At 44.8% G+C, this 14127-nt stretch carries 12 protein-coding genes; 4 read left to right on the plus strand and 8 right to left on the minus strand.

Annotated features, from left to right (window positions below; translation table 11 throughout):
* Nucleotides 1-91 precede the first annotated feature (91 nt).
* Together RGU72_RS01250 and RGU72_RS01255 are read right to left on the minus strand one after the other, a co-directional pair.
* Nucleotides 92-1873 (minus strand): GspE/PulE family protein, encoded by a 1782-nt coding sequence (locus RGU72_RS01250; protein WP_322118016.1) that lies wholly within the window; start codon nt 1871-1873, stop codon nt 92-94.
* A gap of 23 nt (nt 1874-1896) precedes the next feature.
* Nucleotides 1897-2721 carry a methyltransferase domain-containing protein gene (locus RGU72_RS01255; protein ID WP_322118017.1) on the minus strand — a complete coding sequence of 275 codons (825 nt, stop codon included), beginning with the start codon at nt 2719-2721 and terminating at the stop codon, nt 1897-1899.
* 262 nt (nt 2722-2983) lie between these two features.
* Between RGU72_RS01255 and RGU72_RS01260 the strand changes: the two genes are divergently transcribed.
* A complete protein-coding gene (locus RGU72_RS01260) occupies nt 2984-5056 on the plus strand; it encodes a M13 family metallopeptidase (protein ID WP_322118018.1) in 2073 nt (690 codons plus the stop codon).
* Between the two features lie 310 nt (nt 5057-5366).
* Here RGU72_RS01260 and RGU72_RS01265 read toward each other — a convergent pair whose 3' ends face one another.
* Entirely contained in the window at nt 5367-5858 is a 492-nt protein-coding gene (locus RGU72_RS01265) for a DNA-deoxyinosine glycosylase (RefSeq protein ID WP_322118019.1), read from the minus strand.
* 108 nt (nt 5859-5966) lie between these two features.
* Here RGU72_RS01265 and RGU72_RS01270 point away from each other — a divergent pair, with 108 nt between their 5' ends.
* Complete coding sequence (locus RGU72_RS01270; RefSeq protein WP_322118020.1) at nt 5967-6440, plus strand: DUF962 domain-containing protein; 474 nt, start codon at nt 5967-5969, stop codon at nt 6438-6440.
* A gap of 150 nt (nt 6441-6590) precedes the next feature.
* Nucleotides 6591-7040, plus strand: coding sequence for a hypothetical protein (locus RGU72_RS01275; protein ID WP_322118021.1), 450 nt, complete (start codon nt 6591-6593; stop codon nt 7038-7040).
* Nucleotides 7041-7178: 138 nt separating this feature from the next.
* Here RGU72_RS01275 and RGU72_RS01280 read toward each other — a convergent pair whose 3' ends face one another.
* Both RGU72_RS01280 and RGU72_RS01285 read right to left on the minus strand, forming a co-directional pair.
* Complete coding sequence (locus tag RGU72_RS01280) at nt 7179-8015, minus strand: class II glutamine amidotransferase (RefSeq protein WP_322118022.1); 837 nt, start codon at nt 8013-8015, stop codon at nt 7179-7181.
* Nucleotides 8016-8144: 129 nt separating this feature from the next.
* Nucleotides 8145-9773: an ABC transporter substrate-binding protein gene (locus RGU72_RS01285; RefSeq protein WP_322118023.1), complete on the minus strand. Its 1629-nt coding sequence runs from the start codon at nt 9771-9773 to the stop codon at nt 8145-8147.
* Between the two features lie 527 nt (nt 9774-10300).
* Between RGU72_RS01285 and RGU72_RS01290 the strand changes: the two genes are divergently transcribed.
* Entirely contained in the window at nt 10301-10849 is a 549-nt protein-coding gene (locus RGU72_RS01290) for a hypothetical protein (RefSeq protein ID WP_322118024.1), read from the plus strand.
* Nucleotides 10850-11191: 342 nt separating this feature from the next.
* Here the strand turns inward: RGU72_RS01290 and RGU72_RS01295 are convergent, their stop codons facing one another.
* The 3 genes from RGU72_RS01295 to gloB all read right to left on the minus strand — a co-directional run bounded on the left by RGU72_RS01295 (nt 11192) and on the right by gloB (nt 14095).
* Entirely contained in the window at nt 11192-11767 is a 576-nt protein-coding gene (locus RGU72_RS01295; protein WP_322118025.1) for an elongation factor P, read from the minus strand.
* Nucleotides 11768-11951: 184 nt separating this feature from the next.
* Nucleotides 11952-13193, minus strand: a complete 1242-nt coding sequence (gene earP / locus RGU72_RS01300) for an elongation factor P maturation arginine rhamnosyltransferase EarP (RefSeq protein WP_322118026.1) — start codon at nt 13191-13193, stop codon at nt 11952-11954.
* A 95-nt stretch (nt 13194-13288) separates the two neighbouring features.
* Complete coding sequence (gene gloB / locus RGU72_RS01305; RefSeq protein WP_322118027.1) at nt 13289-14095, minus strand: hydroxyacylglutathione hydrolase; 807 nt, start codon at nt 14093-14095, stop codon at nt 13289-13291.
* Nucleotides 14096-14127 lie beyond the last annotated feature (32 nt).

The raw sequence follows: 14127 nt of genomic DNA on the forward strand, positions 1-14127 counted from the left end.
TATATTAGCCAAGCAGTATTTAAAACTCACGCAAGATTGTTCCGGATAGAGCTTGCAACCCAGCTTGGATAGTTTTGCGTCAGTTCGCTATTTAAATCAATGATGAAGTTACTTTTAATACCTCATCTGCGGTGGTGAGTCCCTCGATAATCTTATAAGCACCTGCGATACGCAAAGGTTTCATCTGATCTGCAATGCTCTGCTTTCTCAGTGCATGAATATCTGACTCTTCTTTGATGAGTTTGCTGAATGGCAGCGTTACAGTCAACAATTCATATAAGCCGGTACGACCTTTGTAGCCTGTCAAGCGACACTCAGGGCATCCTACTGGTCGATAAATTGTTGTCGGTTTTGGTAGGTTCCATTCTTCGGTCAGACTTTTCCAGACAGCATCAGCTATTTCACCATCACCTGATTTGCAATGCGAGCATAGCGTTCGCACCAGTCGTTGCGCCAGAATCCCGATGATGGTTGCCTCCAGTAGATAATAGGGAACGCCTAATTCCAGCAGACGCATAATGGCGGATGGCGCGTCATTGGTATGTAAGGTTGATAGCACCAGATGCCCGGTCAATGCTGCCTGGATGGCCATTTCAGCCGTTTGTAAATCACGGATCTCACCCACCATAATGATATCGGGATCTTGCCGCATTAGAGCGCGCACGCCATCGGCAAAGTTCAGGTCAATCGATGGTTGTATCTGCATTTGGTTGAAAGAAGGCTCTACCATTTCGATCGGGTCTTCTACCGTACAGACATTCACATCTGAAGTGGCGAGGGCTTTTAAGGTGGTGTAGAGCGTTGTGGTTTTGCCAGAGCCGGTTGGACCAGTGACCAAAATAATTCCATGCGGTTTACTCGTGAGCTGATCCCAGCGACCAGCGTCCAGTGGTGGGAAACCCAGTTCTGGTAAGGTCTTTACCACCACTTCCGGATCAAAAATACGCATTACCACTTTTTCACCAAACGCCGTTGGTAATGTGGATAAACGGAGCTCGACCTCTTGTCCGTCAGCGGTAAGGGTTTTGATACGACCATCCTGTGGCCGGCGTTTTTCAATCACATCCATACGTCCCAGCAATTTGATCCTCGCAGTCATCGCAATCATAACCGCTGCAGGGACTTGGTACACCTGATGCAGTACACCATCGATCCGAAAACGGATTAAGGCCATTTCACGCTTGGGTTCGAGGTGGATATCGGAGGCGCGTTGATCAAATGCAAATTGCCAGAGCCAGTCAACAATATTGATGATGTGCTGATCGTTGGCGTCGACTTGCTTATTAGCCTTACCTAGCTCGACTAGTTGTTCAAAATTACTTCTGAGTGAAAGGTCATTTTTGCTGGCTTTTTTAGCGTCTTTAATTGATTTCGCTAATGAGAAAAATTGCGCAATATACTGAGAAATATCGAGCGGGTTGGCGAGCACTAAACGGATTTCTTTACGCGTGATTTTGGCAATTTCTGGCTGCCACTCGGTATTAAAAGGATCTGTAGTCGCAATCGTGACGCTGTCCAGAGTGGATTCTACGGGCAAAATATTGAAGCGAGTCGCGTAGTTGGACGACATCACATCAGATACTTTGGTGAAGTCAATTTTTAGAGGATCAATCCGATAAAAAGGTAACTGAACCTTGTGCGCAGTCCACTCTGTTAGCCAATCCAAAGTTAATTGCTGGTTTGGTTTTTTAACCGAGTGCAGCTTGGCCTGCGCGATTGCTGTTAGCGTGTGCATCGCTGCAGGACCATTTCTCAGAATCGCTTGGGCGCTATTGAATTCTGCCTTTGCATTTTCCTTGAGGATAATACCGTCTGCCATCAACCATGTGAAAATTTGCTGCATGTTCAGAGATTGCTGTGGCGACTTAGTCATTTTTTACTCGATCTAGACAATGTTCAGGCGGACTTTGTGGTTTCTTTTAATCCATCCACCCAAGATTTTGCGGGGAGTTTACTGATTTCTTTGATGATTGCTGCACGCTCATACAGTACCGGAAAATCGAGTTTGATGGCAGATTTGAAGGCAATAGCGACGACGTTACCATCGTGTACTTCTGGCAAACAAAGTACGCGATCAAAAACAAATCGTAGTGCTTTTAAATTTTTAGCATAGCTTGGATGGTCGCCAAATAAATTCACCGTTAAGAGTCCGTTTGGTGTCAGGCAAGCAGCGCAGGCTTCATAAAATTCTGCGGTATCTAATACCGGACCTTTAGCCGTCGCGTCATATAAATCGACTTGCATGATATCGATTTGTCCTTCATTGGACGGATCATTGACAAAATCTAAGGCGTCCATTTCAACAACATGAAGACGTTCATCATTGGCCGGCAACTTAAACATGCTTTCGCAAATGGCGATGACAGCCGGGTTCAGATCAACTGCGGTAATCCGCGCCATGGGAAACTGGCGATAACAGAATTTGGTCAATGCACCCGTGCCCAGACCTAATTGCACAATGTACTTAGGGTCGGTGGCGAACAACATCCAGGCCATCATTTGTTGCGCGTATTCCAGCTCCAGCCAGTCGGGTTTGCGCAAGCGCATCGCACCTTGTACCCACTCCGTACCAAAATGCAGATAGCGCACGCCATCCAGTTCAGACAAAGTGATTGGGGCAAATTTGGCTTTACGTGCTGGTTTTTGTGCTGTACTACCAGCAGCTCTGGGGCCGGAGCGATAGTTGGCTTCGGCTTCTATGGATTTTCGTTTGATTAGCATGTAAGTATTTTACCTAGTCCAGAGAATAAAAAAATATTTCATCTCTACTCTTTACAAAAAACTACATAGAAATATCAGCGGATTTTTTACAGACCAGAGTAAGGTCTTAGTTGCCAAGCTCTGTCGTGGCAATGTTGCGTAAGTCCTTGCCAAGACCAATTTTGGACAGAGAGATAGTTACTTGAACTGTGAGAAAGTTATTCCCATGCTATATTTTTGTAATGGCTATTTGCCATTTTTCTTTTTTGACAGGGATTAATTCGTGAAAAAACACCTTCTGCGTAGTTTTGCTTTAAGTAGCGTTACATTAAGTGTATTGGCTCTATGTTCCAACCTTGTAATCGCTGATGAACCAGCTAAACCCGTTGGCTCTGCAACCAGCTCTGGTATTGATATTCAGTATATTGATCCTTCTGTCAGGGTACAGGACGATTTTTTTAGTTACTTGAATGGTAAATGGCTTAAAACTACAGAAATTCCTGCCGACAAATCGAGTTGGGGCGCATTTGCTAAATTGCGCGACGACACGCAACCACAACTGCGTGACTTGATCGAAGCGGCACAAAAAGATACGCATAAAAAGATCGGTTCTGAAGAGCAAAAAATGGGTGATTTTTACGCCAGTTATATGGATGAAAAAAAACTAGAGGCACTTAGCTATCAGCCATTGGCAGCAGAATTACAGCACATTCGCGTCATCAAAAATAAAAAAGCTATCCCTGCATTGATTGCCCATCTGAACCAGATCGGCGTAGCTGCACCGTACTCAATTTATGTCGGACAAGATGCCAGTGCTTCTACTAAATATGCGGCTCATATTAGCCAAGGCGGACTAGGTTTGCCCGATCGTGATTATTATCTTAAGAAAGATGATACCAAGCTGGCTGATGTGCGAGCCAAGTACGAACGTCATATAGAAAAAATTCTAAGTTTAGCCGGTGAAAAAAATGCGGCAGCTAACGCTAAGGCTATTATTGGACTAGAGACAGCCCTCGCTGAAGTGCAGTGGACGAAGGTGGAAAATCGTGATCCAGTCAAGCGCTATAACCGGATAGAAATAAAAAATTTAGATACGATTACTCCAGGCTATGACTGGCAAATGGCACTAGGTGCTGCAGGTATCGCAAGTAAGGTGGATTATGTCATCGTCGGTCAGCCTAGCTACTTTACGGGTCTGAATCAATTGATACAGACAACTGATTTGGCAACATGGAAATCTTATTTTGAATGGCAATTATTGCGCAGCTATTCTGAGTATTTATCCAAGAATTTTGTAGACGCTAATTTTGATTTCTACGGTACCACGATCACGGGTGTGACAGAAATGCGCCCACGTTGGAAACGCGGGGTTACCGTTGTCGAATCTGCTTTGGGTGAAGCGGTTGGGAAGAAATACGTTGCCCGGTACTTTCCTGCTGAGCGCAAAATACGCATGGAAGAATTGGTTAAAAATCTGTTGGTCGCTTACAAACAAAGTATTGATACGTTGGACTGGATGAGTCCAGAAACTAAGAGAGAAGCACAAGCCAAACTTGCTAAATTTACGCCTAAGATCGCGTATCCAAATAAGTGGCGTGACTACTCTGCGCTGAGCATAAAAAATGGCGACCTGGTCGGCAATGTGATGCGTGCCAATACCTTTTCATATCAGCGTCGTGTCGATAAATTAGGTAAGCCAATTGATCGGGAAGAATGGGGCATGACACCACAAACCGTCAATGCTTACTATAATTCGAGTATGAATGAGATTGTATTTCCGGCCTCTATTTTGCAGCCACCATTTTTTGATATGGGTGCTGATGATGCGGTTAATTATGGTGCAATCGGTGCAGTAATTGGCCACGAGATCAGTCACGGTTTTGATGATAAAGGTAGTCTATTTGATGGTGACGGTAATTTGCGTGATTGGTGGACGAAAGAAGATCGTAAAAATTTCTCCACCAAGACTGACATGCTAGTTGCGCAATACAACAGCTATAGTCCGTTACCTGGTTATAACGTCAACGGTGAATTGACCTTAGGCGAAAACATCGCAGATAACTCGGGCATTGCGATTGCGTTTAAGGCGTATAAATTATCGCTCAATGGTAAGCCTGCACCCGTGATTGATGGTCTTACGGGTGACCAGCGTTTTTACATGGGTTTTGGTCAAGTATGGCGTAGCAAAATGCGCGATCAGCAACAGATTGTGCAAGTGAAAACTGACCCTCATTCTCCTGGACAATTTCGTGCTAATGGAACGATGGTAAATCAGCCAGGCTTTTACGAAGCGTTTGATGTCAAACAGGGTGACAAGATGTATTTGCCGCCGGAAAAGCGCGTCATTCTTTGGTAAGTTAAACCCAGATTTTCCATTGGACCGCTACCACTTCGCAAAAAACGCAGACGGCGTGCGGTCTTCAGAGGGATAGCACCACCGCGATTTGAGTGGAAACGCTACAGCGACAATTGCCCCTTTGGCGAACTGCCTGGCGTTGTTGCTCCTCCTAGCAAGATGCAGCTTGCGTCGTCGTCGCGTCTAGCCAGTCAGTTCGCCAAAGGCACACTTGTCGCTGTTCCAATGGAAAATCTGGGTTAAATTCGATTGATGAAAAACTCGGGCGGCTAGTCCGAGTTTTATTTTTAATCAACTATCATTTTTGTTTTTACTCAGACGAGCGAGATAACTGCTTCCAGTCAACCAACTTTTGTTCAAAAGTACGGATAGCATACGCTGGTGAAGAAGAAGGTAATACGATTGTATTAAACCCTGCCGCTAAGAATTGAGACTCAAACTTAGCGGAAGTCTTGCCATTAAATCCGATCAGTTTTAAAGCAGGATATCGGTCTCGTAAAAAAGAAAAATCGTTGCTTCTGGCATGTCGGATATTCGAATCCAGACTGCCCACTCGATCGCAAGCATCAATCACATCCCATAAACCAAAACCATGCGCTAGCAAACGTGGCAGGCGATCTTCATAATGTAATACGCTCAGATTCTCATGCAGTACGGACGATATTAAACGCCAGAACTGGTTATGTTTATAGCCATAATATTGTTGTATTTCAAGTGATTTTGCACCCGGAAAACTACCCAATATTAACGTATGCGTTTGATGATCAATTACTGGCGGAAATCCTGATAATAGGATGGTCATAGGTCTTAGACTAAATAATTTTTCTTGGTAAAAATTAAGATTAAAATGATCATAGATAAGGCATAAAGACCTTAGGAATTCATCATCATAATATCCAGGAGAACCGTTGTGAACGAACTAAATACGCCTTTTCAGTCTTTATCTAAGAGCAATACCAGAACAGTTGAACAACTGTTAGCGCGATATGCGGAAAGTCATCAAAATCCTACCAACGAAATCATTCATTTTGTTTGCGTCCCAGTGATTGTCTGGACGATATTGGGACTGCTATGGGCAATTCATCCATTAGCTGCGGTAGGCGTCGCATGGCTTTCTATTATTTATTATGCATCATTATCCATTCCATTTGCCATTGGTATGGTTTTTATGGCAAGTAGCATGTTAGGCACTATATATTTTTTGCCACCTTCCTGGGTATTGCCATCTGCATTGTGTATTTTTGTACTGGCGTGGATAGGTCAATTTATCGGACATAAAATTGAAGGTAAAAAGCCGTCATTTTTTGACGATATTCGTTTCTTGCTGATTGGTCCTTTGTTTGTCCTCGGATTTCTATATCGTCGTTTTAACATACGGTATTAATTTGTCACAAATCCTAAATCGAATTTAAGGCAAAATCTCTCAGAAATTGGAACCACTGTCCTTGGTGCTTGTCAAAAAAATGCTGATTAAAGTTTTAGGCAAATCAAAATTTATATGCATTCCTATTTGTGACCCTATTTGGAGATTGTCGTGAAAAAATTACTCGTTCTAAGTACTGTCCTCGCTCTCAGCGCTTGTGCTGTGCCTCCAACGTCCAATAGCGTATACCGTCCCGGACAAACACAAAATGAACAATCAGTGCGAATGGGCGTGGTCGAATCCGTTCGTGAGGTGACGATAGACAAAGGCCAAAGCGGTGTTGGAACTGCCGCTGGTGCGGCGCTGGGTGGGATTGCTGCTGGTTCTAGTATAGGAGGTGGTAACGGTGCTATCGCAGCAGGTATCGTTGGTGCGATTGCAGGCGGATTAATCGGTCAAAAAGTTGAAGGCAATATGAATAAATCCATGGGACTGGAGATTACCGTCAGACTCGATAATGGTGAGATGAAGGCAATTACTCAGGATGCTGATGAACTGTTCCGGTCTGGTGATCGTATCCGCTTGTTGTCTAACGGCAGAACAACGCGCGTCACTCACTAACACTCATCTTGGATTTTAAAGACCTAACGAAATACTACGACTTACGCAAAATTGTCCCGGCAAGGCGCAGCAACGAAGACATTAGTTTACGGCTAGCAGATTCAACGCAGCTGGACTGGTTTTGCGTAAGTCCTAATGCTAATCAAGTGCTTCAGCGACTTCATACAGCTCTGCGGAGATCAAGATGTCTTTGGTTGGATGTCCCTCTAAAAACATTTTTAATTCACCCGGATGAAAGGCAGACCAGGATTCGTCCGATGTCAGCGGTTTGGTGGCGATGACAGCGATTTTGTCGTCGGGTTTATTAAACTTGCTGAAGTCGATGCTCTTGTCGCAGTCGATCAGTGCGGCAGTAGAAAATGGATACTCGCGCACGACGTAATGCAAATTGGTGGAGCAGTGGGCAAACAAAGCATCGCCATTAGATAACATAAAGTTAAATATGCCGTGCGAGGCTATGTACTTGGTCAGTTCGGTAATCGCATTGAACAAAGCTTCTGTCGGCGGCAGATCATCCGCATTGGCAGAAGGGAAGCGCTGCTGCAGACCTTCCATTAAATAACAAAACGCACGCTCACTATCCGTCTCACCAACCGGGTGATATATACCATTGAGGCCATTAAGCGTTGGATGGAAGTTTTTCAGATCGCCATTGTGAGCAAAAATCCAAGATTTTCCCCACAGCTCGCGCATAAACGGGTGATTATTTTCAAGGATGATATTGCCCTGTGTCGCTTTGCGTATGTGGGCGATGACGTTGCAGGATTTGATCGGATTGCGTTTGATCATTTCTGCCAGCGGTGAGCTGATCGATGATAAATGGTCGGTGAACAGGCGGCAGCCAGTGTCGTTATAAAAAGCGATGCCCCAGCCGTCTTTATGTTCATCGGTAAGGCCGCCCCGCGCTGAGAAACCTTCAAATGAGAAAGTGATCTCGGCGGGATTATTGCAATTCATTCCAAGTAGCTGGCACATCGATTACGATCCTGAATCTTGTAGTCTTGCTTGCAGTAAAAAACTGGTACACCTCCTAAAATACTCTTGCTGCTTAGAAACGGGTAAATTATTTACATAAATTTTCCTTATTTGGGGAAAAAATGATAATTACTCGGGTTTGAACTCCTGCGCAAAGGTAAATTCATCTGTTCTGGCTGCATATTTGAGGCCTTTTCGCAACGCCCATGTAGCATATTGATGATGGAGCGGGATAACCGCATAATCGCGCAAAGCCACGCCCATGGCCTTTTTAGCAAAATCACGGCGCTTGGTGTCGTCCACTGATGCTAAGGAGCTACGGATTAATTCATCCAGTGCCGGATTACTGTATTTGCCCCAGTTCCAGCTGCCCCAGCCTGTTTCTGGATTTGCTGTTCCGAGCAAAGTCCGCAAAGCAAAATCACCTGCCACGCTGCCCCAGCCTAACAAGGCAATACTGAATTCGCCCTTGGAGGCTTTGGGGAAATATACCGCCAGCGGCATCGTTTCTACTTTGGCTTGTATGCCGATTTTGCTTAAAAATTGCGCCACGGTTTGTACTATTTGTTCGTCATTGATATAGCGATTATTCGGGCCATGCAGAGTGATATTAAAACCATTGGGATAACCAGCCTCTGTCAGTAATTTTTTTGCTCCTTCGGGGTCGTAAGCTTCGACCTTAACGGTATCGTCATACCCCAAAATGCCTGGCGCTACGATGTTAGAAGCAGGTACTGCCAAACCTTCTAAAACGCGGTCACTTAAGGCCTGGCGATTAATCGCTTTAGAAATTGCTTTGCGCACGCGGATATCGTGTAGTGGATTGGTGGTTAAAGGCTTGCCTGCTTTATCCGTGATATGAGGAGACACATGGGCTTGTTGATCGAGCGCCCAAAAAATCGTACGCCAAGAAATTTTTTGTTCTAATTTAACTTTGACGTTCGTTTTTAATTTAGGTAAATCGGCGGGTGGCACACTTTCAATTGCATCTACATCGCCCGCCAGCAGGGCTGCTACACGGGGTGCGCCGCTGGTCAGTATGCGCAAAGTCACTTTGTCCCAATGAGGTTTTTCGCCCCAATAATTGTCATTGCGTACCAGTTCAATACGATCACCACGCTTGGCGCTAACGAATTTAAATGGCCCGGTACCGATCAGCGCTTTGCCTGTATTAAAGTCGTCTGTACTGGCATTTTGTGCGACTTTTTTTGACACGATAAAAATCGAATTAACATCTAAAGGCAAGGGGCCGTATGGGGTCGCAGTCTTCAAGCGTACCGTGTAAGCATCAACCGCTTGTTTGCTGATAATTTGTTTGGTGTAACTGGTAAATGAGCCGGGGCTATTGAGGATAGTGGCGGGGCGATCAAGTGAGAAAATGACGTCTTCTGCAGTCATCTCTGTGCCGTTGTGGAACTTGACTCCATGGCGCAATTTGAATTCCCATGTCAGTGGGTCAATCGCTTTCCATGAGGTTGCCAAGCCGGGAACCAGTTGGCCATTGCTATCCAGATTGACCAAAGCATCAAAAATATGGAAAGCGAATGCGTTATTCGGGCCGCTATTTAAATAATGCGGATCGAAGGACGTTACGTCCGCAGCCAGACCTACACGTAAATGTAAATCTGCGGCGATACCTGGGGTGCTCCAGCCCAGCGTTAAGGCCAACAAACTGGCCGTACAAATAGCTAAGTACGTTTTTTGTTTGAGCTGGATGGCTCGGGCTAATGCAGAGGTGATTCGTTTAAAAATACGCATAGGGTTCTCTATCTTTTTAAGACTATGCCCGCTGGTGCCAGAATGTTGATTGGCCGTTGCTGAGCATTGAGGTTTTTATCGTTATCAGGACTTACTTAAACTGCCTCAGCGAGCCTGTGCTTCTTCGTCATATGCGTGCACATGCAGGTTCATGCAGGCGTATTTTTGATGATGCACGTGGGCGCTACTGCTGCAGGCTTTTTTCGTAACTCCTAGTGAGACTATTTCTTTTGAAAATAATCTTAATTTGTCGCCAGCATAAAGTAAAAGACCAAATATGTTTTGCGATAACCATTTTTCGACTATGGGTTGACGTATGTGTTTGCGCCTGTTGATGTTTAGACAAACCTAGTCATGTTGAATTTGCAATGAGTTTGGCTTGTGGTAGTGTGGTGGCTTATTCATGCTTTACTTTGGTTTTGCTCCAGTTTCGCTACAGAATTTCTTCTTTGTGTACGCCGATCATTTTTGTAATACGCCGCTATTTTTTAGCATTGATTAATACAGCCGACATCTAGGAATATGAAATGCCTCTTCAAATAGTATCTCGCTTAAAAACTCGCTCACAAACTAATGTGCAAGGTTTAGTTACCAGTGTTGCTATGGCTGGTTTGCTCTTATCCACAATTTCTTGCAGCGCTACTCCTGCTACTGACATGAACGATAAAAAAGCTGCTTCAGTTGCCCCCCCCGCCGCCACCGCCACTTCTGCCTTGTCTGACGTTGCGCCAACGACGATCATACTGAGCTATCGCCAAGCAACCAAGCTTGCCAAACAGGGCATGACGATAGAGGTGACCGAGGTTACTGATAGTCGTTGCCCGCCAAATACGCGTTGTGTTTGGGCAGGGCAGGCAACAGTGAGTTTTAAAGTCAGCCAGCCCGGCACGCCGGAAGCATTGCTGGTGATTGGCACCCCCGCACCAGCGGCAATGAATTTGCCGGCAGACGCTAATTACGGCGGATATCGATTTTCTTTAGTGAATCTGGAGCCGAAGAAAGTCGCCGGAGAGAATGTAGCGCCCGAGGCGTATAAGGCTGAAATCATGATGAGTAAAGCGGACGCTGCGAGGTAAAACGCTTGCGGTTTTGATTCAGATTTTCAGTACGGATTTTTTATGAAGCTGTAAAGTGATAATGAATATACTCTCATCTAGTATATTTTATTGTCCAATCAAAGTCTGGACAATCGACTATATTTATGAAAATCGAGGGGGAGTATCTATTATTTAGCTGTTTTTATTGATGTTTTTTTACGATTTTTTCACTAATTAGCGATCAATTTTTTTCTGGTAAAAAAAGACGAAAAAAATGCCACCGGTCTAGCTATTACGACCGGTGGCATTTTTTATTTGCGGCGAAATGAATCGCCTTTTTGCTATATCTTGATTGTAGCTTCAGTAAAGCTTAATCACGTCTTAGTTACGAATTACGCGCTTGTATTCGTTAGTCCGGGTATCGATTTCAATCATATCGTCCTGGCTGACAAACAACGGTACTTGAACGCTGTGGCTATGCGCTTCAATCGCATTTTCAATCTTGGCTTCTTTCAATACGTTGCCTGATGTATTGCCTTTCACTGCTGGCTCTGAATAGACAACTTGGCGAACGATCGTTGTTGGCAATTCGACCGAAATCGCTTTGCCATCATAAAAAATTGCTTCGCATTCCATGCCATCTTTGAGGTAATGCAGGGCATCGCCCAAATTTTCTTCTTCGATCTCAAACTGCTCGTAGTCAGCGTCCATAAATACATACAAAGGATCAGCGAAGTAAGAATATGTGACAGGCTTTTTATCCAGTACAACAACGTCAAATTTGTCGTCGCCGCGGAATACGTTTTCCTGAGGGCTGTTGGTCAGCAGATTCTTCATCTTCCACTTGTAGGTGAAGCCCGTGCGGCTGGAGCCATTGACATCAGAACGCAGAACGATCATCGGCTTGCTGTCGACCATAATAATGTTGCCAACACGAATTTCTTTTGCAGGTTTCATAGTGAATATACGTAAAAAGGTGGTTGCATAAAAATCATCTGTCACTTGCTGGTGTCACTTACTGTCGTCACTTAGTGGCTACGATAGATAATGAGCCTTGCAAGCCTACATCTGACTGAATTAGATAAGTCGTTTTAAAATACGTCGAAAATTAACCGCGTATTTTAACCTATTTTAGCCGCAGCTAAACTGCCGCTTGCTGAATCGCCTTAGCAAACCTGAGCAAATTGGTGCTTAAATCCCCATTTTCTAATAATTGCTGTCGCCAATGATTAGATATTTCAGCAATTTTGGGCATGTCAGCCTGGAATCGTGGCCAGAGATTTTCCCAGCTATTGGCGGGTAAATGACTATTTTCCGTTTTTGCAGCGCCATTCCAGGCTAGGAAGAACTCAATCAAACTTTTTGCTGTAGTTTCTGCATTAGTTTCTGCACCTGCTTCTGCTGCTGTGCCTACATAGCGTTGCAAAAACGCTTTCAATTTAACGTGATGTAAGTTTTCGTCTTGTGGATAGATATGCCAGATAAAAGGTTTGCCCGCCCATTGTGCACGGACGAAAGAGTCTTCTCCCCGGACAAAATTCAGATCACATGCCCACAGTAATTTATCGTAATCAGCTTGAGGGATAAATGGCAACACACGCACCGTTAATGCGCCTCGCGTTGAGGATGCGCCAGCCTTTGGCTCTTGTCCTATAAATGCAGCAATCGCATCGGCAGCAACACCATCTGGTACCAGACAAGTCATTGCCACGTCACTTTGTTGCCAGGTATTAAGCAATGCTGACACTGGCGCTTGCGGATAGCAAAACAGCGATACTTTCAGCGAGCTCATCTCGCTCTCTGTAACGCCAAATTGCCCAAGAAAAGCTGCCATGCCAGTTTGATCAGATTGAAATTCTTGACGTTGTTGCTCCAAGTTTGATTCCAGTAGCAAACCGCCAGTTTTGTTCGTAAATCCCGGGAAGAAAAAATATTTGGTCAGCGGCAGTCTTGGATGCGGGGACGGCAGAATATGGCAACCTTCCACCCATTCTTCAGCGGTAAGACCCTCCAGATTGAGCCATACCGGACGCGGATTGCATTCTGCCATCGCCGCAATATACGCAGGCGGTATGTCACAGGCAAAAAATTCAATCACAATATCTGATATCTCATCGGCGACAAATACACCATCTTGATCGCGCCAATGTTGTACTGTCACGTTCGCAATTTTTTGTCGGTCTAGGTCAATGGCAACCTCAGGGCAAATCCGCTGAAAACTCCGTAGATCGTCGACCCATAAAGTGACTTGGATGCCATGCTCTTGTTCTAATTGTTTGGCAAAGCGCCAGCAAATCCCGATGTCTCCATAGTTATCTACGACTTTGCAAAACAATGCGAGAGTTGTCGCCGGATGTTTTTTTGAGGGGATTTCTGAAGACATTTTTGATGGTTGGATTTTTGATGCTTAAATTGATTACTTTGCCGATCTCTCAAGCGCTATTTGAAATACTGTTTTGAATACCATTTCAAATACTCTCATCGGTAATGATTTTTCCATTCACGTAAAGCACCAAAATTGCTAGCATTGCCTTGACCGGCAGTAATTTTTCCAGCGGCGATCAGGCGCGCTTGAATAGATGCCTCTCGGACACGCATAAAAGGGTTAGTTTGTTTTTCTAATCCGATCTGACTAGGGACGGTCGGAATGCCATGATCGCGCTTATCTTGCTCGCGCTGGATGCGTTCAAGTAGAGCGAGATTCTCAGGCTCGACTTCTTTGGCGAAACGTAGATTAGACATCGTGTATTCGTGTGCGCAATACACAGCAGTGTCATCTGGTAATGATGCTAATTGATCGAGTGACGCCAACATTTGTGCTGGCGTACCTTCAAATAAACGGCCGCAGCCGCCGGCAAACAAAGTATCACCACAAAACAGCCAGTGCTGCTCTTTGGCGAAGTAAGCAATATGACCCAAAGTATGTCCGGGCACTTCTAACACTTGTAGCTTTAAATTGATGCCGGGCAGCGTAATTTCGTCACCTTGATTTAAGTGCTGAGTTACCGCTTGTATATTGTCGTTTGCGGGGCCGAATACGGGTACAGATAAATGTCTGAGCAAGGCCGGGACGCCGCCGATATGATCTTGGTGATGATGGGTTAGCACAATTGCTGACAAGCGTAAATTGTGTTCATCCAATGCGGCCAAAATTGGCGTTGCATCACCAGGATCAACTGCTACTGCATAGGTGCCATTGTGTATTAGCCATAGATAGTTGTCGTCAAATGCCGGGACAGTCAATATACTAAGGGCTCGGTTTTTTGTAAGCTCGCTGGCGGACATAATTGCACCATTTGTACTAGTTGCACTAAGCA

Source organism: Undibacterium sp. 5I1, assembly GCF_034314085.1.
Lineage (GTDB): Bacteria > Pseudomonadota > Gammaproteobacteria > Burkholderiales > Burkholderiaceae_D > Undibacterium.